Raw genomic sequence first — 23,507 nt, forward strand, 5'->3', positions numbered from 1 at the left:
GGCCATCAGCCTGCCGCAGTCCGGCGCCGGATCGTCATCGCCATGCCCGCCGCCAGAAGGCAGGCGGCGCCCGCCACGTAGAGCGCGGGCGCATAGCTCAGCAGCAGGCTGCGGCTGAGTCCCGCGCCGTACGCGGCCACCGCGGCGCCGATCTGGTGGCCGGCGAAGATCCACCCGAACACCATGCCGACCTTCGCCGCGCCGAAGCGCTCGGCGGTCAGGCGCACCGTCGGCGGCACGGTGGCGATCCAGTCCAGCCCGTAGAACACCGCGAACAGCGACAACCCGTACAGCGTGAACTCCGCGCTCGGCAGCCACAGCAGCGACAGCCCGCGCAGCGCGTAATACCAGCACAGCAGCTTGCGGGCGTCGTAGCGGTCGCTCAGCCAGCCCGAGGCGATGGTGCCGATGAAGTCGAACACGCCCATCATCGCGAGCACCGATGCCGCCGGCACCGCCGCCAGGCCGTAGTCGCCGCACAGCGAGATGAAATGCGTCTGCACCAGGCCGTTGGTCGACAGCCCGCAGATGAAGAAGGTGCCGAAGAGCAGCCAGAAGGTGGGCTGCGTCGACGCCTCGCGCAGCGCGACGAACGGCGTACGCCAGGTCACGGCGGCCGCGGCGGGGGCGGCCGGTGCCGGGGTCGCCGAGGCCGGCTCGGCGCCATAGGGCGCCAGCCCCAGGTCCGACGGCCGGTCACGCATGAACAGCAGCACCAGCGCCATCACGCCCAGGCACAGCACGGCCAGCGGCAGCAGCGGCGCGCGCCAGCCCCAGCGCTCGATCATCCAGGCGGCGACCGGCAGGCAGATCAGCTGGCCGGTCGCCGCGCTCGCGGTCAGGATGCCCATGACCAGTCCCCGGCGGGACGCGAACCAGCGGTTGGAGACGACCGCGCCCAGCACCAGCGCGGTCATGCCGCTGCCCAGGCCCAGCACCACGCCCCACAGCACGACCAGGTGCCAGAGCTGCGTGACCAGCCCGGCCATCAGCATCCCGCCGCCGACCAGCGCCAGCGCCACGCTGACCACGGCCCGCACGCCGAAGCGCTCCATCAGCACCGCCGCGAACGGCCCCATCAGGCCGAACAGCGCGAAGCGCAGCGCCAGGGCCGACGAGATCTGGCTGGTGGACCAGCCGAATTCCTGCGCCAGCGGCTGCAGCATCGCGCCGGGCAGGCCCAGCGCGGCCGACATGAACAGCATCGTCAGGAAGGTCAGCCCGGCGATCACCCAGCTGAAATGGAGACCGCGATGGGTCAGGCGGTGGAACAGGGCGGCGGCGGGCATGCGGTTCCTTCGGTACCGGCGTCCGCGCCGGGCCGCCAAGGGGCGCCGTCGGGACGGTTTTTGATGATGGCCGGCATGGTATCGGCCTTCCCGAAGTCGAGCGCAGATTTAATGATGCCCCTACTCAAAATCGAGGATTCCGGCGTGCCGTCGCCGCGCTGGCCGAGCGCGCTTCCTACAATGCCGAGCATCATGAAAGTCACCAAAGAGCAATCGGCCGCCAACCGCCAGGCGCTGGTCGACGCGGCGTCCAAGCTGTATCGGGAACGCGGCATCGCCGGCGTCGGTCTGGCGGAGATCTCGCGCGAGGCCGGCTTCACGCACGGCGGCTTCTATGGGCGCTTCGCGTCGAAGGAAGAGCTCGCGGCCGAGGCCTGCGACCAGGCCTTCGAGGCCTCGCTGTCCCGGCTGGCGACGCAGCTCGAGAAGCACGATGGCGACCTGGGGCCGTTCCTGAAGCGCTACTTCAGCGCCGCGCACCGCGATGCGCCGGGCGGCGGCTGCCCGATGGCGGCGCTGGGCGTGGACGCGGCGCGCGAGGGCGGCCTGCTGCGCGAGTCCATGAGCGCCGGCATCGGCGCTTATGTCCACGAACTGGCGACTCACCGGCCCGATGGCACGGTGGTCGAGACGCCGACCGCCGAGGATGAGGCCCGCGCGATCGGGCTGCTGGCCACCATGGTCGGCGGACTGGTGCTGGCCCGGGCCTGCGCGGGCGCGGCGCCGGGGCTGTCGGAGCGGATCCTCAGGACGTCGCTGGCGGCGTCGTCGAAGGCAGCCTGAGCACGCCCACCGCCAGCGCGGTGCCCAGCAGCACCACCAGGCAACCGGCGGCCATGCTGGCGCTCAGGGTCTCGCCCAGGAAGATCCAGCCCCACAGCAGGCCGAAGACCGGGATCAGGAAGGTCACCGAGATCGTGTTGGTCGGCCCCACCCGCTTCATCAGGCGGAAGAACAGGATGTAGGCGACGCCGGTGCACAGCAGCGCCAGCAGCGCGACCGCGCCCCAGGCGTGCGCGCTGGGCATCGCGGCCGGTCGCATCGACCAGACCGGCGCGGCCAGCAGCAGGGCGGCGGCGAACTGGCTGCCGGTGGCCACGGCCAGCGGGCTCGCGCCGGTGAGGTAGCGCTTGGTGGCGCTGGCGGCGACGCCGTAGCTCAGCGCGGCGATCAGGCAGGCGACGATCGCGAAGCCGCTGCCGCCCGGCTTGAACGAGGCCTTGTCCCAGGCCAGCAGGACCACGCCGGCGAAGCCCAGCGCCAGGCCCAGCATCCGCGAGCCGTCCAGGCGCTGCCCGAACCAGGCCCAGGCCACCAGCGCGCCCCACATCGGCGTGGTGGCGTTGAGGATGCTCGACAGGCCGGCGTTGATCGACAGCGCGGCATAGCTGAACAGCGCGAACGGGAAGGCACTGTTGAGCACGCCCACCAGCAGCAGGCCCTTCCAGTGGGTACGCAGGTCGCCGAGGCCCTCGCGCAGGCCCAGCAGCGGCAGCAGGAACAGCGACGCGCCGGCGACGCGCACCGCCGCGGTGGCCACGGCGCCGAACTCCGGCGCGGCCAGCCGCATGAACAGGAAGGACGCGCCCCAGATGGCGGCCAGGACGAGCAGTTCGATCAGATCGCTTCGCTTCACGCGGATACCCCTGGTGTGTTGTTGTCGTGGCGCCGTGCCGGCGGGCCGGACGGCGAGGGGCGAAGCGTAGCCGGAAGACCGCCCTCGATTGTCAGTAGGGCCTCCTTGCGATGCAGCCCGCCTGCGTAGCCGGTCAGGCTGCCGTCTGCGCCCAGCACGCGGTGGCACGGGATCAGCACCGACACCGGATTGCGCCCGACCGCCGCCGCGACCGCGCGCACCGCCTCCGGCCGGCCCAGGCGCGCGGCCAGTTCCCCATAGGTCACGGTGAGGCCGGACGGGATGTCCAGCAGCGCGCGCCAGACGGCTTGCTGGAACGCGGTGCCGGCCGGTGCCATCGGCGGCAGCGGCGGTGGCGTCGAGGCCGCGTCGCGACCGGCGAAGTAGGCCGTCATCGCGGCCACGGTCTCGCGCAGCAGCGGATCGGCGTCGTCACGGGGCGCGTCGATCGTGCCGGGGTGGTACTTCTGATCCTCGAACCAGAGGCCCGACAGGCCCTGGGCATTGCGGGCGATCAGCAGGCGGCCCAGCGGGGTGTCGGCCTCGGTCCAGGCGGTGTGCGTGACGGTGGACGTCTTCATGGCGTGGTTCCTTTGCGGGGTTTGAGCGCGGCTTCCCGCCACAGTTGCAACACGGCGTAGCTGCGGTAAGGGGCGAAATGCTCGGCGGCGGCGACCAGTTCGCGCGGTCGCAACGGCTGCCCGGCGCGTTGCTCCAGGCATTGCTTGAGCACCACGTCGCCCGGCAGAAAGGCATCCGGCCAGCTCCAGCCTCGCATCAGCATGTAGTGCGCGGTCCAGGGGCCCAGGCCGGGCAGGGCGGCCAGCTCGGCGATGGCGTCCTCCACCGTGCCGCGGCCCTGCGCGAAGGCCAGCGTCGGCCAGTGACGCGCCAGGTCGATCAGCGCCTGCGCGCGCCGTCCGGGCATGCCCAGGGTGGCGATCTCGTCCACCGTCGCGGCGGCCAGCGTGGCGGGCGTCGGGAAGGCATGCGTCACGCCGGGCGGCGCATCGGCGGCCTCGGGCAGGGGCTCGCCGAAACGCGCGATCAGGCGGGTCGCCAGGGTGCGCGCCGCGGCGACCGTCACCTGCTGGCCCAGCACCGCGCGGATCGCCAGCTCGAAGCGGTCCAGCGAGCCCGGCAGCCGCAGGCCTTCGGCGGCCGGGCCCAGGGTCTCGCCGAGCGCCGCGGCGATCGCCTGCGGGTCGGCGTCCAGGTCCAGCCAGCGGCGCAGCCGCGGCATCAGCGTCGCGATCGCCGGCCACAGCGAGGGGCTCAGCGACACCCGCACCTGCGGGCGCTCGGCGCCGTCCGGGCTCAGGCGCAGCGCCACCCAGCCCAGCAGGTCGGGCTGGCCCGCCCGCGTCAGCCGCACGCTGCGCGCCAGCGACAAGCCGGCCACGTCGACCTGCTCCACGCCAGGCACCGCGCGGGCGGCCAGGAAGCGCAGCAGCTCGGTGCCGAGCAGCGGCGGCCGCAGGTCCAGGCGCAGTTCGGTGGTCTCCGCCGCGCGCTCGGGCCGGGCGCCCTCGGCCTCGGCGCCGCCCTTGCGCAGCGCGGTCGGGCTCAGGCGGTAATGCTCCTGGAAGGCGGCGTTGAAGCGGCGCAGGCTCGAGAAACCGGCCGCCAGGGCGACTTCGGCGATCGGCAGCCGGGTGTCGGTCAGCAGCTGCTTGGCCAGCAGCAGTCGGCGCGTCTGCAGGTACTGCAGCGGCGCCACGCCGTGCACGGCGGTGAAGACGCGCCGCACATGCCGTTCGCTGACGCCCAGGCGGGCGGCCAGCGCGGGCAGCGAGGCCTCTTCCGGCGCGCATTCGTCGAGCCAGCGCGCCGCCTCGCGGGCCAGCACCTCGGCGGCGTCCATCGTGCTCCAGGGGCGTGCGGCGGGCGCCAGTTCGGGGCGGCACTTCAGGCAGGGGCGGAAGCGCGCGGCCTCGGCCAGCGTGGCGCTCGGGAAGAAGCGGCAGTTCTCCCGGCGCGGCGTGCGCACCCGGCAGATCGGCCGGCAGTACACGCCGGTCGAGGTCACGCCGACGAACCACTGGCCGTCGAAGCGCGCATCCCGCGCCAGCAGCGCGGGGTAGCAGTGGTCGGGGTCGAGGAGGAAGTCCATGGCCAGGATGATAGGAGCCGGCCTGCGCCGGATCTGGCCGTTTTCGGACATGTCCCTGCGGGCCGCCGGGGCCCGGCCGCGCGCCCCCTTGGTCCGCGAATTGCCTGCGTGCACCGGGTTACACGGACGCCGCATGGGGCCTGCCTACAATGCGCCCCAGTTTTTGAACCATCACCCATTCCTGCAAGGACGCACATGCAAGTTCACGCATCCATCTTCAAGGCCTATGACATCCGCGGTGTCGTGGGCACGACGCTGGACGAGGCGCTGGCCGAGCACCTCGGCAAGGCCTTCGGCACCGAGGCGCTCAAGCTCGGCGAGAAGGCGGTCGCCGTCGGCCGCGATGGCCGCCTGTCCGGCCCGTCGCTGGTGGATGCGCTGATCCGCGGCTTGAAGTCGACCGGGCTGGATGTCGTCGACATCGGTGCCGTCACCACGCCGATGCTGTACTACGTCGCCGCCACGCGCGGCAAGCATGGCTGCAACTCCGGCATCCAGGTCACCGGCAGCCACAACCCGAAGGACTACAACGGCTTCAAGATGGTCCTCAAGGGCGCCGCCGTCTACGGCGAGCAGATCCAGGACCTCAAGCGCCGCATCGAGGCCGAGGACTACGCCACCGGCAAGGGCCGCGTGGCCTCGATGGACATCATCGCCGAGTACACCCAGCGCATCGTCCGCGATGCGAAGCTGGCGCGTCCGATGAAGATCGTCGTCGACAGCGGCAACGGCATCCCCGGCGCGACCGCCCCGGCCATCCTGCGCGCGTTGGGCTGCGAGGTCATCGACATCTTCTCCAAGGTGGACGGCGACTTCCCCAACCACCATCCGGACCCCTCGCGTCCCGAGAACCTCGAGGACCTCAAGCGCGTCGTGCATGCCACCGATGCCGAGCTGGGCCTGGCCTTCGACGGCGACGGCGACCGCCTGGGCATCGTCACCAAGGACGGCACGATGATCATGCCGGACCGCCAGATCATGCTGATCGCCGCGGACATCCTCAAGCGCCTGCCGGGCTCGGAGATCATCTTCGACGTCAAGTGCACCCAGCGCCTGGCTCCGTGGATCCGCGAGCACGGCGGCAAGCCGCTGATGTGGATGACCGGCCACTCGCTGGCCAAGGCCAAGCTCAAGGAGACCGGCGCACCGCTGGCCGGCGAACTCTCCGGCCACATCTTCTTCGCCGAGCGCTGGTACGGCTTCGACGACGCGATGTACACGGCGGCGCGCATGCTGGAGATCCTCTCGCCCAGCGAGGACCCGTCCAAGGTCCTCCACGACCTGCCCAACAGCGTCAACACGCCCGAGCTCAACGTTCCCTGCAAGGAAGGCGAGCACCACGAGGTCGTGGCCAAGCTCAAGGAGATCGCCGAGTTCCCGAATGCCAAGGAGATCGTCACGATCGACGGCATCCGCGTCGAGTACGACGACGGCTTCGGCCTGGTGCGCGCGTCCAACACCACGCCGGTGCTGGTGCTGCGCTTCGAGGGCCACACCCAGGAGGCGCTCGAGCGCATCCAGAAGGAAGTCCTGGCGCAGCTCACGCGCGTGAAGCCGGACATCACCTTCACCTCCGGCCATTGAGCGGCGCTCGCTGCCGGTGACGCCGGACTCGTTCAAGGAGCGCCTGGCGCGCGGCGTCTTCAGCACGGTGCTGAGGCTTGCCGCGCCGGCGTACTTCCTGCGCCTGTTCCTGCGCGGCCGCCAAGAGCCTCTCTACGCGGCGCATCCCGCCGAACGCTTCGGCTTCGGCGCGGCGATCGAACCCGGCGCGATCTGGGTGCATGCGGTCTCGCTGGGCGAGACACGCGCCGCCGCGGCGCTCATCGAGCAGCTGCGGCGGGAGCGGCCCGGCCTGCGGCTGCTGCTCACCCACACCACGGCGACCGGCCGGGAAGCCGGCCGCGCGCTGCTGCGCGACGGCGACACGCAGCGCTGGCTGCCCTTCGACACGCCGGGCGCGGTGCGGCGATTCCTGCGGCGCACCCGGCCCGCGGTCGGCGTGCTGATGGAAACCGAGATCTGGCCCAACGTCCAGCACGAGGCGCTGAAGGCCGGCGTGCCGATGGTCCTGGCCAATGCACGGCTCTCCGCGCGCAGCCTGCGCCGCGGCGAGAAGTTCAAGGCGCTGCTGGCGCCCGCGGCGCGCAGCCTGCGCCTGGCGCTGGCGCAGACCGCCGAGGACGCCGACCGGCTGCGCCAGGCCGGCGTCGCCGAGGTGCGTGTCAGCGGCAACCTGAAATTCGACCTGCAGCCCGACGAGGCCCTGCTCGCGCGCGGACGCACCTGGCGCGCCGGCCTGAACCGGCCGGTGGTGATGCTGGCGGTCTCCCGCGAGGGCGAGGAGGCCGCGATGCTCGCGGCCTGGAAGTCGGCACGGGCGGCGAGGGCGCCAGCGGGTTCACCGCTGCTGCTGATCGTGCCGCGTCATCCGCAGCGCTTCGACGAGATCGCCGCGATGGTGACGGACGCCGGCCTGACGCTCGCGCGCCGCAGCGCCTTCGGCACCAGCGACATCGCGACGCCGCCCCTGAGCGCGGGCGTGGCGGACGTGTGGCTGGGCGACTCGATGCGCGAGATGGCGCTGTACTACGGCCTGGCGGACGTCGCGCTACTGGGCGGCAGCTTCGAGAAGCTGGGCGGGCAGAACCTGATCGAGACGGCCGCCTGCGGCGTCCCGCTCTTCATGGGCCCGCACACCTTCAACTTCGCCGAGGCAGCGGAGCTGTCACTGCAGGCCGGCGCCGCGCGCCGCGTGGCCACGCTGACGGAAGGCGTGTCGCAAGCGCTCGCGCTGCTGACGCAGCCCAACGAGCGGCAAGAGATGGCGGACGCGGCGACTGCCTTCGCGACCGCGCATCGTGGCGCGGCGCAACGGATGGCCGCGCCCATCCTGAAACTGGCCGCAGCCTGATCCGGCGTCCTCGGTCGCAAATCCGTCGAAGGACGGTGCTGATCGGGGACGGGATGGCTTGGGGTTTTGGCGCTTGACGCCAAGGGCGAACCCGACCGAGCTCAGTCCGGTGGACTGAGCGACGCGGGAGAGCGCTGGAGGACCAACGGTCCGACAGCCCCATGCCATCGCGGCCAACGCCCGGGCCGTTGCAGGCGACTTCTACTGATTGCTGGTCGACCGAACCTCACCGAGCGTCGTCACGCCCTGCAGCACCTTCGCGATGCCGTCCTGACGCAGCGTCCGCATGCCTTCGGCCATCGCCAGGTGCATCAGTTCCTCCGCCCGCCCACCGGTCTGGATCAACCGGCGGATGGGCCGCGAGACGGTCAGCAACTCATGCAGCCCCGCGCGGCCCTTGAAGCCGGTGTGGTCGCACTTGTCGCACCCGGGCGAGTGGTAATGCAGCAGGTTGGGTTGTCCGTACGCGCCTTTCCACTCGGCCAGCACCGACTCGCGCGCCGGCCGGTTCTCGGCCGAGAACACATGCAGGTAGTCGTCGAGCAGTTCGTTGAGCGTCGCCTCGGGCATCGGCTCGGACTTGCGGCAGGCCGGGCAGATGCGGCGCACCAGCCGCTGGGCCAGCACCGCGAGCAAAGAGTCGGCGAAGTTGAACGGGTCCATGCCCATGTCCAGCAGGCGCGTGACGGTTTCGGGCGCGCTGTTGGTGTGGAGCGTCGACAGCACCAGGTGGCCGGTCAGCGAGGCCTCGACCGCGATCTCGGCGGTTTCCTCGTCGCGGATCTCGCCGACCATGATCACGTCCGGGTCCGCGCGCAGGAAGGCGCGCAGCGCCTTCGCGAAGGTCCAGTCGATCTTCGGATTGACCTGCACCTGCCGCAGCCCCGCCTGCGTGATTTCGACCGGATCCTCGGCCGTCCAGATTTTGCGCTCCGGCGTGTTGATGTTGGCCAGCACCGAGTGCAGGGTCGTCGTCTTGCCCGAGCCCGTCGGGCCCACGCATAGCACCATGCCGTAGGGCCGCTCCGACGCCGCCTTGAGTTCGCGCAGGTTGTGCTCCGAGAAGCCCAGCTTCTCCATCGGGATCGGCTTGGCCGAGGCCAGGATCCGCATCACCACGTCCTCGAGCCCGTTGTTGGTGGGGATCGTGGCCACGCGCAATTCGATCTTGTGGCGCTCCGAGAACTTCGCGAAGTTGATCTTGCCGTCCTGCGGCTTGCGGCGCTCCGAGATGTCGAGGTCGCACATGATCTTGATGCGCGCGATCATCGCGCTGCGATACGTGTGCGGCAGTTCCAGGTGGGGCTGCAGCACGCCGTCCTTGCGGAAGCGGATTTTGACCTTCTCCTTGCCCGGATAGGTCTCGATGTGGATGTCCGACACGTTCTGGTTGTGCGCGTCGATGATCATCGTGTTGATCAGCCGGACCAGCGAGTTGTCGCTCTGCTCGATCTGGCGTTCCTTCTCCTCCTCGCGCGCGGCCTCGCGCGCGACCTGCTCCTGGCCCTCGCGCTCCAGCGTCTCGATCAGCTTGTCGGAGCTGTCGAGCTCGAAGTCCATGGACAGCGGCGGCAGGCCGCCGTCGCGATTGACGATCGGCTGGCCGCCGAAGCGTTCGTAGGAGGTCGGGATCGCGAACTGCAGCGAGCCCAGCCGCGCCAGCGCCGGTACGACCTTGAGCTGGGTGATGAACTCGACCTCGTCGATGCAGTCGCGCCGCGTCGGGTCTTCCATCGCGACGATCAGGCGGCCGTCGCGCAGCACCAGCGGCAGCACCTCCAGCCGCTTGGCCACCGAGAACGGCAGCTTGCGCACCGCGTCCGGCTCGATCGCGAAGTTGTCCGCGTCCACCAGCGGATAGCCCATCTTGCGGGCCAGCGCCGATTGCAGCTGCGCGCGCGTGACGATGCCCTTGCGCACCAGCAACTCGCCCAGCGGCACCGAGCGGTCCTGCTTCTGCTGCGCCAGCGCCTCGTCGAGCTGCGCCTGCGTGACCAGGTCCAGCGCGAGCAGCGCTTCGCCGATGCGCACCATCGGCATTTTGGCCTGCTGCTCGATCGCGAGCATCAGCTGCTCGGCCGAGACGATGTGCTGCGCCACCAGGATGTCGCCGACGCGGCGGTCGCGCAGGTCTCGCTGCTCGCCGGCGGCGTCGTCGACCTGCTCCTGCGTCGCCACCTGCTGGCGTACCAGCAGGTCGCCGATGCGCTCGCCGACCTCGAAGCTGACCAGCACCTCGCGCGGCACGAACATGCAGCGCACCCAGTCGCTGGTGTCGCTGACCGGCGGGAACAGGAACAGGCCGAGGTCGGTCTCGTGATGGCCGATGGTCGTGCCCTTCTGTTCTTCGCCGCCCTGGTAGACCAGCTTGAACTCGCTGCGCGGGCGCTGGTCCAGCGACAGCGGGTCGTTGGCGGTGGCCGGATCGCGCGGTGGCACCTCGATCGCGTGCAGCAGCTTGAGCGCCTTGAACTGCGAGAACTTCAGCGGCATCGCGTTGCGCGCCGGCGGCACCACGACTTGCGCCAGGCGTTCGCCCGGCACCATCAGGATCACCTTGCCGACGGTGCGGCTGCCGTTCAGGCCGAGGATCTCGCAGGCCTGCGGCTCGCGCTGGGTGCGCGGCCGGGGATAGGCGGCGAAGGGAGGCGTCGGCCACTCGAACAGCGGTGCCGCCTCAGCCGCCGGCGAGGCGGACGGCTGGGCTTGAGGCCATTGCAGCGGCACGGACGGGTCGGTCATCAGGCGGTCTCCGCGGAGTTCTGTGTCTAGGCAGATATAGGGCGGGAGAGTAACTCGTTTGTGGTGGGCCCACTACTCGGATAAGCAGGTGGCGTGCCTGCCTATCCGGCCCCGGATCGTCGCTGGCCCCAGCCGTCCGCCCGGCTAGACTCGCCGACCATGAACAACCTGCTGGTGACCGGGTTCGAGCCGTTCGGCGGCGAGACCATCAACCCCTCCTGGGAACTGGCGCGAGCGCTCAACGGTGAGGTGATCGGCGGCGCGCGCGTGGTGGCGGTCCAGTTGCCTTGCGTCTTCGGCGAGGCGCTGACGCGGCTGGACGAGGCGCTGGCGCGGGTGAAGCCGTCGGTGGTGCTGGCCATCGGCCAGGCCGGCGGGCGCTGCGACCTGTCGCTGGAGCGGGTGGCGATCAACGTCGACGACGCCCGGATCCCCGACAACGCCGGCGCCCAGCCCATCGACGAACCAGTCGTCCCGGGCGGGCCCGCCGCCTACTTCTCGACGCTGCCGATCAAGGCGATCGTGGCGGGGCTGCGGGAAGCGGGATTTCCGGCGTCGGTGTCGCAGACCGCCGGCACCTTCGTCTGCAATCACCTGTTCTACGGACTGCAGCATCTGGTGAAGGAACGCGCTGTTCGCAGCGGCTTCATGCACATTCCCTACCTGCCCGAGCAGGCGGCGCGCCATCCCGGCGCGCCCAGCCTGCCGCTGCCGACGCTGGTCGCGGCCACGCGCCTGGCCCTCGAACTGGCCGTGACGGCCGAGGAAGCCCGCCTCGGCGGCGGGCAGCTCGACTGAAGGGCTGGCTCAGTCGAGAGCCGGCGCCTGACCGGCGAGGGTCAGGAGTTGCCTCGCATGCGAGGCGATCTCACGCGCGAGCGCATCGGGCTCCAGGATGCGGAACGGGAAGGGCAGGGCGGCGAATGAAAGCGCCATCCAGGGCAGTTCATCCGCCTGGCAGCGCAGCAGCACGCCGTCCTCCTGCTGCTCCAGGCTGCTGATCGCGGCCAGCGGCTGGCGCGTGAGTGCCTCCAGCGGCGCCTGCACCAGCGCCCGCACCGCATGGGCGCGTGGCATCTCGACCAGCGAGGCGTGCAGGTGCGCGAGCACGTCGAAGCCTTCCGGGCGGCCGAAGCTCTGCGGCAGCGGATCGACCGATTCGATCCGGTCCAGCCGGAACGAGCGCAGCGCCCGCCGCAGCCCGCAATGGCCCACCGCATACCAGCGCCCGCCGCGGTAGCCCAGTCCATAGGGATCGAACGGCCGCTCGCTGAGCCGTCCTTGCATGTCGCGGTAGCGCATCGCCACGCGCTGCTGCGCCAGGGCCGCCGCACCCAGCGCCGACAGCGCCGCGGGGTTGGCGGGCACGGCCGGCTGCAGGTCGAGGGCGACGCGCTCGGCGATGCCGCGCTGGCGCTGCTTGAGCGCCGCGGGCAGCACGCGTTCGAGCTTGGCCTGCGCGCTGGCGACCGCCGGCGCGGTGTCGGCCAGTCCCAGTTGCCGCGCGGCGAGCAGTCCCAGGCCCAGGGCCAGCGCCTCGTCCTCGCTGAACATCAGCGGCGGCAAGCGGAAGCCGGTCGCCAGGCGGTAGCCGCCGAAGCGGCCCCGCTCGCGGTCGACGGGGATGCCCAGCGCCTCCAGCGCCACGACGTAGCGCCGCACGGTGCGGCGCTCGACCTGCAGCTCGGCGGCGATGGCGGCGCCGTCGAGCTGCCCGCGCGACTGCAGCAGTTCGAGCAGGGCCAGGATCCGGGAGGCGGGGAGCGACATGCCAGCGAGTCTACGGTGCCTGCGTTCGATATAGGGCTGGATCCGTCCTATATCGGCCCTAGGCTGCGTGCCATTCGCGCCTCGTGCGCAGCCTGGGCGCCACAGCCGCCCTCCAACCAGGAGACCCTCGAATGAATCCCGCCGACCTGACGCTCTACTTCGCCCTGGTGCTCGGCATCGTGCTGATCCCGGGCATGGACATGGCCTTCGTCGTCGGGCACAGCCTGACGGGTGGGCTGCGCGCGGGCTTGGCGGCGCTGGGCGGCATCGTCGCGGGGGCGTTCTGCCACCTCGCGATGGGCGCGATGGGCCTGGCCCTGCTGGTGCAGGCGCTGCCCGGCGCGTTCACGATCATGCTGGTCGCCGGCGCGATCTACCTCGGCTGGCTGGGCTGGGGCCTGATGCGCGCCGAACCCAGCGCCACACAGGCGCGGCCGGCGGACGGGCCGCGCGCGCACTCGGCCTTCTTCGGCGCGATGCTGACCAACCTGCTCAATCCCAAGGCCTACCTCTTCAGCCTGGCGGTGCTGCCGCAGTTCGTGCATCCCGAGCGCGGCGGGCTGGCCCTGCAGCTCGGCGCGATCGGCATCGTCACCGCCGCGACGCAGATCGGCGTCTACGGCGGGCTGGCCTGGCTGGCCGCGGGCGGGCGTCGCCGGCTCGGCACCGCCGACGCCGCCGGACTGCGGCGCCAACGCCTGCTGCTGCGCGGCGTGGGGCTGCTGCTGTGGGTCACGGCGCTCTATACCGCGTGGCAGGCTTGGCACCAGGCGGGGATGGCGGCGCTGGGCTGAGGCCGTCGGCGACGGGCGCGGACGGCGTGTCGCAGCGTGTCGTCGGCGTGGGGCGAGGGCGTCAATGCGCTTGATCCTTGTCAATGAACTCCGACCCGACGCCAAACGCGCGGGAGAGGTCGACAACTGAGGGCCCCGGCGCGTGGCCGGCGGATCGACGAGATCCGGCGACGCGCCGATCCATCCACCCTCGCGGGGCCAGGCCCCGTCCCATCGGAGTTGTTCATGACCACACGCCACATCATCCTCGCCGCGCTGACGGCCGCGCTGGCGGCGGGCACCTCGGCCCATGCGCCTGACGGTCGCGACACCAAGAGGTGGTATGGCCTCATCAAGGCGAGTCAGAACAATCACGAGGATTTGTCAGTCGAGGCAGCGATCGGTCAGCTGCCGAGCGACTGGCAATACCTCCCGGCGGCGCCGGCCCGCGTGACGAGCGGGGTCGGCCCCGGGTCCGGCGGCGCCGAGGGCTGTGGCGGCGCGAAGGCGGCATCGTGAGGTCCGGCGCCCCCTTGTGGCCGGTCGCCGTGGGCGTCGCGTGGCGGCAGCCTCATTACCAGGAGGTGATGGTCCGCGGCGCGCCCGGCATCGATTTCCTCGAGGTCCTCACCGAGGACTTCCTGTCGCCCGGCGGCGCCGCCCGCCAGCTGCTGCTGGACGCCGCGCGCCGCTTCCCGGTGAGCCTGCACGGCGCGGGCCTGGGGCTGGGCTCGGCGGTCGGCATCGACGGCGGCCACCTGCGGCAGGTGAGGGACCTGGTCGACGCGGTGCGGCCGGGCGCGGTGTCCGAATACGCCTGCTTCAACCGCGTGCATCGACCCGGAGCGCCCATCCACCTGCACGCGCGGCTGCCGATTCCCTTCAGCGAACGCAGCCTGTCGCTGCTGGCCGACCATGTCGACACGGCGCAGGAAGCGCTGGGGCGGCAGATCCTGATCGAGCCGATCGCGGCCTGCCTCGCGTGGGACGAGGACACGCTGAGCGAGCCCGCGTTCTTCAATGCGCTGGCGCGTCGCACCGGTTGCGGGGTGCTGGTCAATCTGGACAGCCTGGTCGTCACTGCGATCAACCGCGGTCATCGGGACGAGGCGAGCGTGCGGGCCGGCATCGCCTGGCTGGACGAGATCGATCCGGCCGTCGTCGGCCAGTACCACCTGGCCGGCCATGCGCAGGCGCAGGGCGTGGCCTTCGGCGGGCAGGGCGATCCGGTCGGCGAGGACGTCTGGTCGCTCTACCGCCACGCGCTGGGCCGCATCGGCGCACGCCCGACCGTGATCGACCGCGGCCGCCCGGCGCCGCCGCTGGCGACGCTGACGGAGGAGGTCGCGCGGGCGCGCCGCGAGCAGCAGGCCTTCGACCGCGAGGTGATCGCCCCGCCGCCGCCCCGGCAGGACCGGCGCGGCCGGGACAGCTTCCCCATCCAGTTCCAGGAGTCCGACGATGACGCGGCATGAGAGCGACGAACAGAACGGGCAGCGCAAGCTGATCGAACGCCAGGGCCGGCTGGCCGACACCCTGCTCGCGGCCTCCGAGGGCGAGGCGCTGGCCCTGGCGCCGGCCGGCCTGCATGCGCTGCCGGCGCTGCCGGGCGGCCTGGCCCAGGCGCTGCGGCTGTACCGCGTCCAGGCCGGCCTCCGCGCCGAGCGCGTGCTGGCCGGGGTCTATCCGCGCCTGCGCGAGCGCATGGAGGCCCACCAGGCAGGCAGCTTCGCCTCGCTGGCCTGGACCTGCTGGCGCCGTCATCCGCCGGTCCAGGGCGACCTCGGCACCTGGGGCGAGGCGCTCATCGGCCTGCTCGCCGAGGCCGAGGCGGTCGGGCTGCCACCGCTGTGGACCGCGCTGGCGCGCCTCGAATGGAACCTGCATCAGGTCGAGCGCCTGCCGGAGCCGGGGCGGGATCCGGGCTCGCTGGTGCTGCTGGGACGACTGCCCGCCGCGGCGGTGCGGCTGGTGCTGGCGGACCATGTGGCGCTGCATCGCTGCCACGCGCCCTCGCTGCGCGGGCTGCTCGAGCTGCCGACGGAGAGCTTCGGCATCGGCGCGCGCGAGGCGGTGGTCGTCTGGCGCGACGGCTGGCAGGGCCGCGCGATGGCGATCGACGCCGCCGCGCTGCGCTGGTTCGAGGCGCTCCAGGCCGGGCACGACCTCGAGCGCGCGCTCCAGCTGGCCGGCGCCGCCTTCGACTTCAGCGCCTGGCTGCCGGTGGCGATGACGCGCGGCTGGATGGCGCGGGTCGAGACGGTCGAGCAGGGCGGGGGCGCCGACGCCTATGGCGTCGCGTTCCCCCTGCGGTTCACTCGCGGGGTCGGAAGGTGATGATCATCACCCGCGGCACGGTGCCGTCGGTGTCCGTCGGCAGCTTCTCCGTCTTGTCGAGCGCGCGCAGCACCGCGCCGTCGAAGTCCGGCAGGCCGCTGGACTTGACGATCTTGCGCGCCACGATCGTGCCGTCCGGGCCGGCGCGGACCTCGACCTCGGCCTCGGGGTTGGACGGGCCGCCCGGGTCGGCGTAGATGATGTTGGGCCGCACGCGGGCCTTGATCCGGCCCGCGTAGTTGGCCGACGGGCCGGAGCTCTTCAGCGCCGTGCCGGTCGAGGTCGGTCCGCCGCTGGCGCCGGCCATGCCCTGGATGCGCCGCAGGTTCTCCTGGCGCTGCGCCTCGGCGCGGGCTTCCGCGTCCTTGCGGGCCTTCTCGGTCTTGGCCTTGTCGGCCTTCTCCTTGGCCTCGTCCTTCTTCGCCTGCTCTTCCTTGGCCTTGCGGTCGCGCTCCTTCTGCTCGGCCTCGTCCTTGCGGCGCTGGTCCTGTTTGCGCTTTTCCTCGGCCTCGCGCTGCTCCTGCTCTTCCTTCTGCTTGCGCTCCCTGGCCTTGGCGATCGCGATGTCCGCGTCGCGCTGCGCCTGGACCTCCTGGGGCGTGGGCTGCTGCGGCTTCGGCGGCTCGGGCTGCGGCTTGGGCGGCTCGGGTTGAGGGTCGGTCGGCAGCTGTTCCTTGGGCGCGGCGGCCTGGGGCACGGCCGACCACAGCTCCGCCTCGAGCGCCGGCACCGGCGTCGAGCGCCAGCTCACGCCGAAGCTCAGCGCCACCACCAGCAGCACGTGCGCGACGACCGCGAAGCTGAAGCCGCGGCCCAGGCCCGGCGCCGGCGGCGGGCGCAGCGGATCGCGTTCGGGGTGGAATCGGGAGGCGATGTCCATCGCGTTGCTCATCGTCTGGGGCCGCTTCCCGATCTCAGCGATCGGCCGGGGCGCCGTTCTTCACGGCCAGCCCGACCCGCTGGATGCCCGCGCGCTGCAGCACGTCCATCGTCTTGACGACGGCCTCGTACTTCACGTTGCGGTCGGCGGAGATCACGACCGGCGTGGCCGCGTCGCCCTTCTGCGCGTCCCGGACGCGCGCGGCCAGCGCCTTGAGCGGCACCGGCGACGGATCCTGGTCGCCGTCGAGCTTGATCTTGAGCTGCTCGTCGGTGCCCACGATCACCTGGATCACGTGCTGCGGCTGGGTCTTGGCGGTGCCGACGCTGGGCAGGTCGACGACGCCGGTGGTGATGAGGGGCGCGCTGACCATGAAGATGATCAGCAGCACCAGCATGACGTCGATGAAGGGGACCATGTTGATCTCGTTCATCGTGCGGCGGCGCGAGCCGCCGCGGGAGGACATCGCGGGCATGGCCGTTCCTCCGGATCAGCGCTGCGCGGCCGGCGCCGGCTGGCCGGCGTTGCGCTGCAGGATGTTGGAGAACTCCTCGATGAAGGTTTCCAGCGTGATGGCGTTGCGGTCGATCTGGCGGGCGAAGCGGTTGTAGGCCAGCACCGCCGGGATGGCGGCGAACAGGCCGATGGCGGTGGCGACCAGCGCCTCGGCGATGCCCGGGGCGACGGTGGCCAGCGTGACCTGGGTCAGGTTGGACAGCCCCACGAAGGCGTGCATGATCCCCCAGATGGTGCCGAACAGGCCCACGTAGGGCGAGACCGAGCCCACCGACGCCAGGAAGGACAGGTGCGATTCCATCGCGTCGAGCTCGCGCTGGTAGCTGGCGCGCATGGCGCGGCGGGCGCCGTCCAGCAGCGCGCCGGAATCGACGACGCGCTTCTCGCGCAGCTTCAGGAATTCGCGCATGCCCGAGGCGAAGATGCGCTCCAGCGGCGCGCCGTCCGGGCGGTTGGACACGCTGGTGTAGAGGTCGTTGAGGTTCTTGCCCGACCAGAACTCCTGCTCGAAGCCCTCGTTGCGCGCCTTGACGCGTCCCAGCGCGATCAGCTTGCTGAAGATCACGCTCCAGCTCGCGAGCGACACCAGCAGCAGCGCGGCGATCACCAGCTGCACCGTCAGGCTGGCATGGGCGATCAGGGAAATGATGGAGAGGTCTTGGTTCATGAGGTCAACGAAGGGTGATCGCGGGACGGCACCCGGCGCGAAGGCGCGCGGAGGCCGGCGGTGAGCGGTGGCCGGTCGAGGGTCGGGTCGAGATCGAAAGGGGGAATTGTGACAAGACTGGCGGCCTCCTTGGCAAACGGCGAACCAGCCACATGCAAAGAAGCGTGTCAGCGGTGCGAGGGGGAGACCAGGCGCACCTGAACGCCGCGGTCTTCGGCCTGGGACTACGCGCGCGGCCGTGCCCGCGGTCGGGGCACCTCCGCCGCGTCCGGCAGGGCGCCCAGCAAGCGCGCGACGCATTCGGCGTTGAGCGTCGCGCCCGCCTCGTTGGTGTGGGTGTTGGCGTCGGCGAAGAGCCGGTCCACCTCGGCCTGGCCGAGCGCGCGGTAGGCCTCGGTGACGGCCCCGGTCAGGTCGATGAACCACCCGCCCTCGCGCCGCGCCACCTCCCGGCCCCAGGCGCCGATGTCGGCAAAGTCCACGTCGTCCCGCCAGTGGTCCCGGTGCGGCACCGGAGAGACGACGACGGGCACCGCGCCGGCGGCCCGCGCGTCGCGCAGGTACGCCGTCAGATAGGCACCGAAGCTGCGGACCTGCTCGACGCCGCCGTCGGGCAGCGCTTCCTCCACGGTCTCGTCGCCGATCCCCGGCAGCACGCCGCGCTGCTTGGCGGCGGGATCGCCGACGCGGCCGAGGTCGTTGTGGCCGAACTGGATCAGCACCGCGTCGCCCGGCTTCAGCAGCGAGCGCACCTCGGCCCATCGTCCCTCGCGCAGGAAGCTGCGGCTGCTGCGGCCGGCCATCGCGTGGTTGGCCACCGTCAGCTCGCCGGGGTCGAACCACGGCGCCAGCCGTTCCCCCCAGCCCCATTGGCCATGGCGTCCGGCGCTCCGCACGGTGGAGTCGCCGACGATGAACAGGGTCCTGCCACGATCCCTCGGCGCGGGCCCGGCGGCCGACGCCTCCGCCCGACCCCCGCGCCACGACGCCGCTCCCAGCCCCGCCGCCAGCGCCAGCAGCGCGCGGCGGCTCGGCCCGCGACGCCCCGCGCTCATTGGACGAAATCGATCGCGTCGACCGCGAACGACGGGCTCAGGTAGCCGGTGGCCGAGCCGCCGCCGGCGACGTTGATCGTCAGCGTGTTGGTGCCGACGACCAGCGCGCTCGCGGGAATCGCGAAGCGGTAGGTGGTGTTGTTGCCGCGATAGGTCCCGACCGTGAGCGTGCGCGTCGTGGGCTGCGTCGAGGCCGCCGGCGTGTCCGAGCTCCAGGTGTTGACGCTGATCGATGGCCGGCCGTTGGCCCTGGCCGTCGTGATGCCGATGCGCAGCGTCGCGTCCTTGACCTGGGCGCTGGTCAGGGTGAAGCGCACGACCTGGCCGCTGTTCACGTCGCGCCAGAGATACGCCGGGAAGGCCGTGTCGGCCGAACTGCCCACGGTGAAGGCGCCTGGCGACCAACTGGCCAGGCGCACGTCGGACGGGTGCATCGTCGTGACCTGGGCGCCGTTGCGCAGCTCGGTGGGTGCGCCGTCCCAGCGGCCGATGCGCCAGAGCGCGGGCGTGGCTTCCGGATCGCCGTCGATGGCGATGGTGTTCAAGGAGGCGGTGCTCCCCGCGGTGACCTGCACGCCGGTGCTGTAGACCGCCAGTTCGTTCTTGTAGACGGTCAGCGTGTAGGCGCCGGGCAGCATGCCGGTGGCCTTGAAGAAGCCGCGGTTGGCCAGGTCGGCCGAGGCCCAGTACTGCGCCTTGTCGTTGGCGAAGCCGACGGTGTAGGCGTTGCCCGCGACGGTGCCGGTCAAGGCCACGCCGGCGATGCCGCCGCGACCGGACGGCGGCACGTAGCCCTGCAGGCCCGCCACGGAGAACCAGCTGGTGTCGGGCGCGGCCGGCGCGCTGCCGTCGGTGAAGATCAGCGTGTAGGCGTTGAGCACGCCGAGCCGGAAGGGCTCGGTCTGGCCCTCGCTGTAGTTGACGATGTAGGTCAGCTCGTTGGTGGTGGTCGTGATCTGGTTGAGCAGGCTGCGGTAGAACGGCCCGCCCGAGCCGCCCTCCTGGCCATCGCGGTAGAGCCACAAGCCGACGGTGCCGGCGCTGTTGCGGCCGCCGAAGTACTGCCAGTCCTTGAGCCGCTGGTTGGCGTAGTGCTTGGAGCGCGTCTGCCCCGCGAAGGCGCTGCTCGCGGAGAAGCCGAACACGTCGCCCGACTCCACCGTGGTGTCGGTGCCGCGCAGGTCCTGCGGCCAGGTGCCCGCGCTGGTCTGCCCACCGGGCACGCCCGCCGGCGGGCCGCTGGACAGCGCGCCGATGGGCACGCGCACGATGTAGCGCACCATGTTCAGCGTGTCGGGCTCCTCGGTGAAATAGGTGGCCATGTAGACGCGGGGCTCGCCCGCCTTGATCAGGTAGTAGTGCTTGAGCAGCCCGCCCTTGCCGCTGTTGCTGGTGACCGTGATCTTGATGTAGGCCCCGCCGGTGAGCGCGCCGTTCTGCGCCGTCGAGGCCGGCGTCGACGCGCCGCTGGCAGACAGCATCTCCGCCGAGACGCTCACCGCCGAGACATTGCTGTACAGCCCGTCGAAGCCCGAGTTGAGCTGGGAGCCGCGCGCCGGATCCTGGTACTGGACGCCGTTGTAGACGAGGCTGGAGATGTCGCCCGCGGACTGCGTGCTGGCGCCGTTGTCATAGGCCATGACGCGCAGGACCAGGCCCGCGTTGGTGTCCACCTCGAACTGGACCTTGGAGGCGCTGCCGCTGTCCCAGCGGGTGGTGAGGCTGAACGCGGCCATCGCCGCATGGGGCAGGGCGAGCGCGCTCGCGACGACGGCGGCCCGCGCCAGCCAGGCGCGCCAGGATCGGGGATTCAACATGCTTGCTCCTCGTGGATGAAGGCCGCCCGCGCGATGTCGAGGCGTCGGCCGGGGACGGGAAAGCGCCTCAGGGAGACGCCTCGGGAAGGGCATCGCCGATGAGGGCGAGGTTCTGGATCGCCGCCAGCGCCCATTGCGCGGCGTCGTTCGTGCTCAGGCCGGGCGCCTCGACCACCGGGCGGAGCACGGCGGGACCATCGACGCGCCGCGTCGCCAGCGGCCCGGAGCGGGGATCGCTCAGGAACTCGCGCCAGGCGCGTTGCGCCAGGGCCGGATCGCGGCGGCGCCATGCCGCGTAGGCGGTCAGGCGCGAGTGCCCCACGTACAGCGCCCGGGCTCCACCGTGCGGCGCGCCCAGCGCGCGGCGCTGTTCCTCGACCGGTGCGTTGAAGAGCGCGCAGTACTGCAGCCAGGCGTCCTCGAAGCCCGGCACGTCGACCAGCGCGATGAGATCGGCCACCATCTCCGTCAGCCCGAACACCGCGCTCAGATGGCTCGCGCCGACGCGCCCGCCCGAGACATCGATCAGCGCGCCGGTCTCGAGTTCATAACCCGCGGTGGCGGCGCTGAAGAAGCCATGCGGCATCGCGGCGACGCTCTGCATGCCGCGTCGGATGCGGTCGCGCCAGCGCGGGTCGCCGCTGCGTTCCCACTCGGTCAGCCAGTTGGCCAGCAGCGCGCCCCAGTCGGTGCCGACGCCGAGCAGCCCGTCGCCGGCACCGCTCGGCCGCGCGCCCAGCTTGCGTCCCGGATCGAGCGTGATCAGCGTGCGGTCCGCGTCGCGCAGCGCGTGCAGCACGTCGCCGATGCGTTCGTCGGCGGTGAGGTAGTGGTAGTGGCGACGGTAGGCGGCGGTGCTGATGCGCAGCTGCTTGGCGCTGTCGCTCCAGTGCAGCACGCCGTGCCGCGTGCCCAGGCCCTGGAAGCGGCCGAGGTGGTAGGTGTCGACCTCGCTGGTGTGGCGCACCATCGCCTCCGCGAAGCGGAAGATGTCCGCCCGCCCGCTGCGCAGGAAGGCGGACCAGAGCCACAGGTCGGGCGAGAGCTCCGAGTTGTCCCAGGCGAAGCCGCCCACGTCGTAGCGCCACTCGTGGCGGTCCTCGTCATAGGTGTGGCGGATGTCGCCGTGATCCCAGAAGCCGGTCCAGCGACGTTGCTCCGCCTCGCGCCGGTAGAAGTCGAAGAGGCTGTCGAGCCGGTCCTCGATCGCGGCCTTGGCCGGCGTGCCGCGGTCGGGCAGCGACCACAGCGGGCCGAAGACCTGCGTGTCGAGGTAGCGGCGCGGCGCGGCCACGAGCCGCGGCGGCGTCTGCACCAGCCGCGCCAGCTGCAGCAGGCGCTCGCGCGATGGCGTCGCGGCCAGCGCGAAGAGCGTGATCTCGTGGCTGCGGCCGACGCCCACCGCGGTGTCGAAGCCCGGCTCGTAGTCCTCGTAGGTCAGCTCGAGGCCCTGGCGCTGCTGCTCGAAGGTGTCTTGCCCGAGGCCGTCGTGGTAAGGCCGCAGGTCCATCGCCGGCGCGTCGGGGCTGTGCCACCACAGCCGCACCTGCGCCGTGTCGGTGTGGGCGCCGCGCACCTCCAGCTGCGCCGGATGGCGCTGCCAGAAGTCGCGCAGTCCGAAGGCCAGGCCACCGCCCGGGCCGCCCACGTAGCCCAGGCCGGCGGCGCGCGCGCCGTCGGCGGCATGGATCCAGGTGTGGCCCGGCCGCGTGCGCTTGCGGATCTGGAAGGCATCCGGCGAGTGCTGGGTGAGGCTGAAGTCGCCCCAGGCGGGGATGTGATCCTGGAGCTCGCGCACCGTCCGCTGCCAGGTGCTGTCGGGCGGGCAGGCGCGGCCCTCGAGCTGCGCGGCGCGGACCTCGGCGCCGGGGTCGCGGCGCAGCCCGGTGAAGCCGCGCACGGCCTCGGCCCACAGGCCCGCGTCCGGGCCCTCGGCCGCGCCGGCGAAACGCAGGTGACGGTCATGCAGCGGGTCGCGCAGCGGCACGTCGGCGATCAGGCCCAGGCCGCGCGGGAAGTCGCGCTGCGGGTCGCCGTCGAAGACCCAGCTGTGCATGATGCGCAGCGCGTCGCCGCCAGCGTACAGGTAGAGCCGCAGGTCGAAGGGCAGCCACGCGCGCGCGGCGGCATCGGCAGCGGAGCCGGTGGCCGTGGTGCTGGTGCTAGTAGCTATGGCCGGTGCGGTATCGGCGGCAGTGTCCGGGAGCACGCGATGGCGGCCGCGCAAGCGCAGCACCGCGCGGTGCGGCCCGCGCTGCTCGATGTCGACGGTCTCCACCTCGCCGCGGCTGCGCCGCGTGCGGCGCGTCGGCCCTTCGTCATCGGGCGCGTCATCGGCATCGGCCACCAGGCGCAGCTCGCGCAGGAGGTCGACGCCGCCGCGCGTGATCGAGGCCACCAGCGTGACGCCGCGCCGCGGCACAGTGCAGCGGATGACGCCGGTGTCGACGATCACCGCATCGGCCGTCTCCTTCACGCGCAGCGGCGTGATGGGCGAGGGCGCCGCCTTGCCAGGTGGCAGCGCAACGATGCGCCAGGCTTTGGTGGCCTCGCCCGGCGGCGTCAAGGCGGGTGGCAGCGCATGGCCGGACCACTTCACCGAGCCGTCAGGCCACCAGGCCAGCGGCCAGCCTTGCAGCGCGTGCAGCCGACCCTCGCTGTCCCGCAGCGCGAAGGCCTGGCCGCGCCGCGCCTCGCCGCGCGGCCATGGCCAACCCCAGTCCGTGCCGGCATGCCCGGTCGGCGCCGCGCCGTCCAGCCAGCGCAGCGCGTGGGGGTCGAGGTCATGCGGCAGCGGCGTCGGCGCCGCCGGGGCAAAGGGGACGTCCCCCGCGTCCGACAGGGCCCGGGGGAGCGCGCGGGGTGGGGCGGGCAGGGCAGTCCCGCCGGTACCGGCTGGCGTGCTTGCCGCGGTGGCGGCTGTCGCGGCCGCGGCGGCGCTGGACAGCGCCAGCAGGGCAGGCCCCCGCAGCAGATGGCGTCGGCTGATCGGCATGGC

Annotated in this window: 21 protein-coding genes; 8 read left to right on the forward strand and 13 right to left on the reverse strand. The window is 72.0% G+C overall.

All coding sequences use genetic code 11. From position 1 onward, the window contains the following. Nucleotides 1–5: 5 nt before the first annotated feature. Nucleotides 6–1,289 carry an MFS transporter gene (locus tag FHT38_RS08580; RefSeq protein WP_183491251.1) on the reverse strand — a complete coding sequence of 428 codons (1,284 nt, stop codon included), beginning with the start codon at nucleotides 1,287–1,289 and terminating at the stop codon, nucleotides 6–8. Then, complete coding sequence (locus FHT38_RS08585; protein ID WP_183491253.1) at nucleotides 1,259–1,483, reverse strand: hypothetical protein; 225 nt, start codon at nucleotides 1,481–1,483, stop codon at nucleotides 1,259–1,261. The genes FHT38_RS08580 and FHT38_RS08585 overlap by 31 nt, the downstream gene beginning before the upstream one ends. Between FHT38_RS08585 and FHT38_RS08590 the strand changes: the two genes are divergently transcribed. Further along, nucleotides 1,482–2,072 (forward strand): TetR/AcrR family transcriptional regulator, encoded by a 591-nt coding sequence (locus FHT38_RS08590; RefSeq protein WP_183491255.1) that lies wholly within the window; start codon nucleotides 1,482–1,484, stop codon nucleotides 2,070–2,072. The two genes, FHT38_RS08585 and FHT38_RS08590, sit on opposite strands and share 2 nt — an antisense overlap. Here FHT38_RS08590 and FHT38_RS08595 read toward each other — a convergent pair. Genes FHT38_RS08595 through FHT38_RS08605 form a run of 3 tightly spaced genes read right to left on the reverse strand, consistent with a single transcriptional unit; the run spans nucleotide 2,035 to nucleotide 5,038 of the window. Then, complete coding sequence (locus FHT38_RS08595) at nucleotides 2,035–2,925, reverse strand: DMT family transporter (RefSeq protein ID WP_183491257.1); 891 nt, start codon at nucleotides 2,923–2,925, stop codon at nucleotides 2,035–2,037. The two genes, FHT38_RS08590 and FHT38_RS08595, sit on opposite strands and share 38 nt — an antisense overlap. Then, nucleotides 2,922–3,506 carry a methylated-DNA--[protein]-cysteine S-methyltransferase gene (locus tag FHT38_RS08600; RefSeq protein ID WP_183491258.1) on the reverse strand — a complete coding sequence of 195 codons (585 nt, stop codon included), beginning with the start codon at nucleotides 3,504–3,506 and terminating at the stop codon, nucleotides 2,922–2,924. The genes FHT38_RS08595 and FHT38_RS08600 overlap by 4 nt, the downstream gene beginning before the upstream one ends. Further along, nucleotides 3,503–5,038 carry a DNA-3-methyladenine glycosylase 2 family protein gene (locus FHT38_RS08605; protein ID WP_255488632.1) on the reverse strand — a complete coding sequence of 512 codons (1,536 nt, stop codon included), beginning with the start codon at nucleotides 5,036–5,038 and terminating at the stop codon, nucleotides 3,503–3,505. The genes FHT38_RS08600 and FHT38_RS08605 overlap by 4 nt, the downstream gene beginning before the upstream one ends. Before the next feature lie 195 nt (nucleotides 5,039–5,233). Between FHT38_RS08605 and FHT38_RS08610 the strand changes: the two genes are divergently transcribed. Together FHT38_RS08610 and FHT38_RS08615 are read left to right on the forward strand one after the other, a co-directional pair. Next, nucleotides 5,234–6,622 (forward strand): phosphomannomutase/phosphoglucomutase, encoded by a 1,389-nt coding sequence (locus FHT38_RS08610; protein ID WP_183491263.1) that lies wholly within the window; start codon nucleotides 5,234–5,236, stop codon nucleotides 6,620–6,622. 16 nt (nucleotides 6,623–6,638) lie between these two features. Then, nucleotides 6,639–7,952: a 3-deoxy-D-manno-octulosonic acid transferase gene (locus FHT38_RS08615; protein ID WP_183491265.1), complete on the forward strand. Its 1,314-nt coding sequence runs from the start codon at nucleotides 6,639–6,641 to the stop codon at nucleotides 7,950–7,952. A gap of 201 nt (nucleotides 7,953–8,153) precedes the next feature. Here the strand turns inward: FHT38_RS08615 and FHT38_RS08620 are convergent, their stop codons facing one another. Further along, the gene (locus FHT38_RS08620) at nucleotides 8,154–10,694 is read right to left on the reverse strand and encodes a GspE/PulE family protein (protein ID WP_183491267.1); all 2,541 of its coding nucleotides are present in this window, start codon (nucleotides 10,692–10,694) and stop codon (nucleotides 8,154–8,156) included. Between the two features lie 159 nt (nucleotides 10,695–10,853). Between FHT38_RS08620 and pcp the strand changes: the two genes are divergently transcribed. Further along, the gene (gene pcp / locus FHT38_RS08625; RefSeq protein ID WP_183491269.1) at nucleotides 10,854–11,492 is read left to right on the forward strand and encodes a pyroglutamyl-peptidase I; all 639 of its coding nucleotides are present in this window, start codon (nucleotides 10,854–10,856) and stop codon (nucleotides 11,490–11,492) included. 9 nt (nucleotides 11,493–11,501) lie between these two features. Here pcp and FHT38_RS08630 read toward each other — a convergent pair whose 3' ends face one another. Further along, the gene (locus FHT38_RS08630; RefSeq protein ID WP_183491271.1) at nucleotides 11,502–12,464 is read right to left on the reverse strand and encodes a YafY family protein; all 963 of its coding nucleotides are present in this window, start codon (nucleotides 12,462–12,464) and stop codon (nucleotides 11,502–11,504) included. A 131-nt stretch (nucleotides 12,465–12,595) separates the two neighbouring features. Here FHT38_RS08630 and FHT38_RS08635 point away from each other — a divergent pair, with 131 nt between their 5' ends. From FHT38_RS08635 to FHT38_RS08650, 4 genes are all read left to right on the forward strand, one after another. Next, the gene (locus tag FHT38_RS08635; RefSeq protein ID WP_183491273.1) at nucleotides 12,596–13,258 is read left to right on the forward strand and encodes a LysE family translocator; all 663 of its coding nucleotides are present in this window, start codon (nucleotides 12,596–12,598) and stop codon (nucleotides 13,256–13,258) included. Between the two features lie 225 nt (nucleotides 13,259–13,483). Further along, nucleotides 13,484–13,756 carry a hypothetical protein gene (locus FHT38_RS08640; protein WP_183491275.1) on the forward strand — a complete coding sequence of 91 codons (273 nt, stop codon included), beginning with the start codon at nucleotides 13,484–13,486 and terminating at the stop codon, nucleotides 13,754–13,756. Next, nucleotides 13,753–14,712, forward strand: a complete 960-nt coding sequence (locus FHT38_RS08645; RefSeq protein WP_183491278.1) for a DUF692 domain-containing protein — start codon at nucleotides 13,753–13,755, stop codon at nucleotides 14,710–14,712. The genes FHT38_RS08640 and FHT38_RS08645 overlap by 4 nt, the downstream gene beginning before the upstream one ends. After that, nucleotides 14,699–15,574, forward strand: a complete 876-nt coding sequence (locus FHT38_RS08650) for a hypothetical protein (RefSeq protein ID WP_183491280.1) — start codon at nucleotides 14,699–14,701, stop codon at nucleotides 15,572–15,574. The genes FHT38_RS08645 and FHT38_RS08650 overlap by 14 nt, the downstream gene beginning before the upstream one ends. Here the strand turns inward: FHT38_RS08650 and tolA are convergent. From tolA to FHT38_RS08680, 6 genes are all read right to left on the reverse strand, one after another. Next, a complete protein-coding gene (gene tolA, locus FHT38_RS08655; protein WP_091725231.1) occupies nucleotides 15,552–16,454 on the reverse strand; it encodes a cell envelope integrity protein TolA in 903 nt (300 codons plus the stop codon). The two genes, FHT38_RS08650 and tolA, sit on opposite strands and share 23 nt — an antisense overlap. Nucleotides 16,455–16,488: 34 nt before the next feature. Next, nucleotides 16,489–16,929, reverse strand: coding sequence for a protein TolR (gene tolR / locus FHT38_RS08660; RefSeq protein WP_183479174.1), 441 nt, complete (start codon nucleotides 16,927–16,929; stop codon nucleotides 16,489–16,491). A gap of 15 nt (nucleotides 16,930–16,944) precedes the next feature. After that, entirely contained in the window at nucleotides 16,945–17,637 is a 693-nt protein-coding gene (gene tolQ, locus FHT38_RS08665) for a protein TolQ (protein ID WP_091724361.1), read from the reverse strand. 224 nt (nucleotides 17,638–17,861) lie between these two features. After that, the gene (locus FHT38_RS08670) at nucleotides 17,862–18,692 is read right to left on the reverse strand and encodes a GDSL-type esterase/lipase family protein (RefSeq protein ID WP_183491282.1); all 831 of its coding nucleotides are present in this window, start codon (nucleotides 18,690–18,692) and stop codon (nucleotides 17,862–17,864) included. Further along, nucleotides 18,689–20,509, reverse strand: a complete 1,821-nt coding sequence (locus tag FHT38_RS08675) for a rhamnogalacturonan lyase B N-terminal domain-containing protein (RefSeq protein WP_183491284.1) — start codon at nucleotides 20,507–20,509, stop codon at nucleotides 18,689–18,691. Before FHT38_RS08675 ends, FHT38_RS08670 begins: the two co-directional genes overlap by 4 nt. A gap of 67 nt (nucleotides 20,510–20,576) precedes the next feature. Beyond that, nucleotides 20,577–23,504: a Tat pathway signal sequence domain protein gene (locus tag FHT38_RS08680; protein WP_221213750.1), complete on the reverse strand. Its 2,928-nt coding sequence runs from the start codon at nucleotides 23,502–23,504 to the stop codon at nucleotides 20,577–20,579. Nucleotides 23,505–23,507 lie beyond the last annotated feature (3 nt).

The sequence above is a fragment of the Mitsuaria sp. BK041 genome, assembly GCF_014193085.1.
In the GTDB taxonomy this organism is placed as follows: domain Bacteria; phylum Pseudomonadota; class Gammaproteobacteria; order Burkholderiales; family Burkholderiaceae_C; genus Roseateles.

What these genes read in the sequence shown, in the direction of transcription:
- FHT38_RS08635 (WP_183491273.1), top strand. Translation starts at nt 12,596, where the DNA reads ATGAATCCCGCCGACCTGACGCTCTACTTCGCCCTGGTGCTCGGCATC.
- FHT38_RS08610 (WP_183491263.1), top strand. Translation starts at nt 5,234, where the DNA reads ATGCAAGTTCACGCATCCATCTTCAAGGCCTATGACATCCGCGGTGTC.
- FHT38_RS08630 (WP_183491271.1), bottom strand. Translation starts at nt 12,464, where the DNA reads ATGTCGCTCCCCGCCTCCCGGATCCTGGCCCTGCTCGAACTGCTGCAG.
- FHT38_RS08600 (WP_183491258.1), bottom strand. Translation starts at nt 3,506, where the DNA reads ATGAAGACGTCCACCGTCACGCACACCGCCTGGACCGAGGCCGACACC.
- FHT38_RS08640 (WP_183491275.1), top strand. Translation starts at nt 13,484, where the DNA reads ATGACCACACGCCACATCATCCTCGCCGCGCTGACGGCCGCGCTGGCG.
- FHT38_RS08580 (WP_183491251.1), bottom strand. Translation starts at nt 1,289, where the DNA reads ATGCCCGCCGCCGCCCTGTTCCACCGCCTGACCCATCGCGGTCTCCAT.
- FHT38_RS08650 (WP_183491280.1), top strand. Translation starts at nt 14,699, where the DNA reads ATGACGCGGCATGAGAGCGACGAACAGAACGGGCAGCGCAAGCTGATC.
- FHT38_RS08680 (WP_221213750.1), bottom strand. Translation starts at nt 23,504, where the DNA reads ATGCCGATCAGCCGACGCCATCTGCTGCGGGGGCCTGCCCTGCTGGCG.
- tolR (WP_183479174.1), bottom strand. Translation starts at nt 16,929, where the DNA reads ATGCCCGCGATGTCCTCCCGCGGCGGCTCGCGCCGCCGCACGATGAAC.
- FHT38_RS08675 (WP_183491284.1), bottom strand. Translation starts at nt 20,509, where the DNA reads ATGTTGAATCCCCGATCCTGGCGCGCCTGGCTGGCGCGGGCCGCCGTC.
- FHT38_RS08670 (WP_183491282.1), bottom strand. Translation starts at nt 18,692, where the DNA reads ATGAGCGCGGGGCGTCGCGGGCCGAGCCGCCGCGCGCTGCTGGCGCTG.
- FHT38_RS08605 (WP_255488632.1), bottom strand. Translation starts at nt 5,038, where the DNA reads ATGGACTTCCTCCTCGACCCCGACCACTGCTACCCCGCGCTGCTGGCG.
- FHT38_RS08620 (WP_183491267.1), bottom strand. Translation starts at nt 10,694, where the DNA reads ATGACCGACCCGTCCGTGCCGCTGCAATGGCCTCAAGCCCAGCCGTCC.
- pcp (WP_183491269.1), top strand. Translation starts at nt 10,854, where the DNA reads ATGAACAACCTGCTGGTGACCGGGTTCGAGCCGTTCGGCGGCGAGACC.
- tolQ (WP_091724361.1), bottom strand. Translation starts at nt 17,637, where the DNA reads ATGAACCAAGACCTCTCCATCATTTCCCTGATCGCCCATGCCAGCCTG.
- FHT38_RS08585 (WP_183491253.1), bottom strand. Translation starts at nt 1,483, where the DNA reads ATGATGCTCGGCATTGTAGGAAGCGCGCTCGGCCAGCGCGGCGACGGC.
- tolA (WP_091725231.1), bottom strand. Translation starts at nt 16,454, where the DNA reads ATGGACATCGCCTCCCGATTCCACCCCGAACGCGATCCGCTGCGCCCG.
- FHT38_RS08590 (WP_183491255.1), top strand. Translation starts at nt 1,482, where the DNA reads ATGAAAGTCACCAAAGAGCAATCGGCCGCCAACCGCCAGGCGCTGGTC.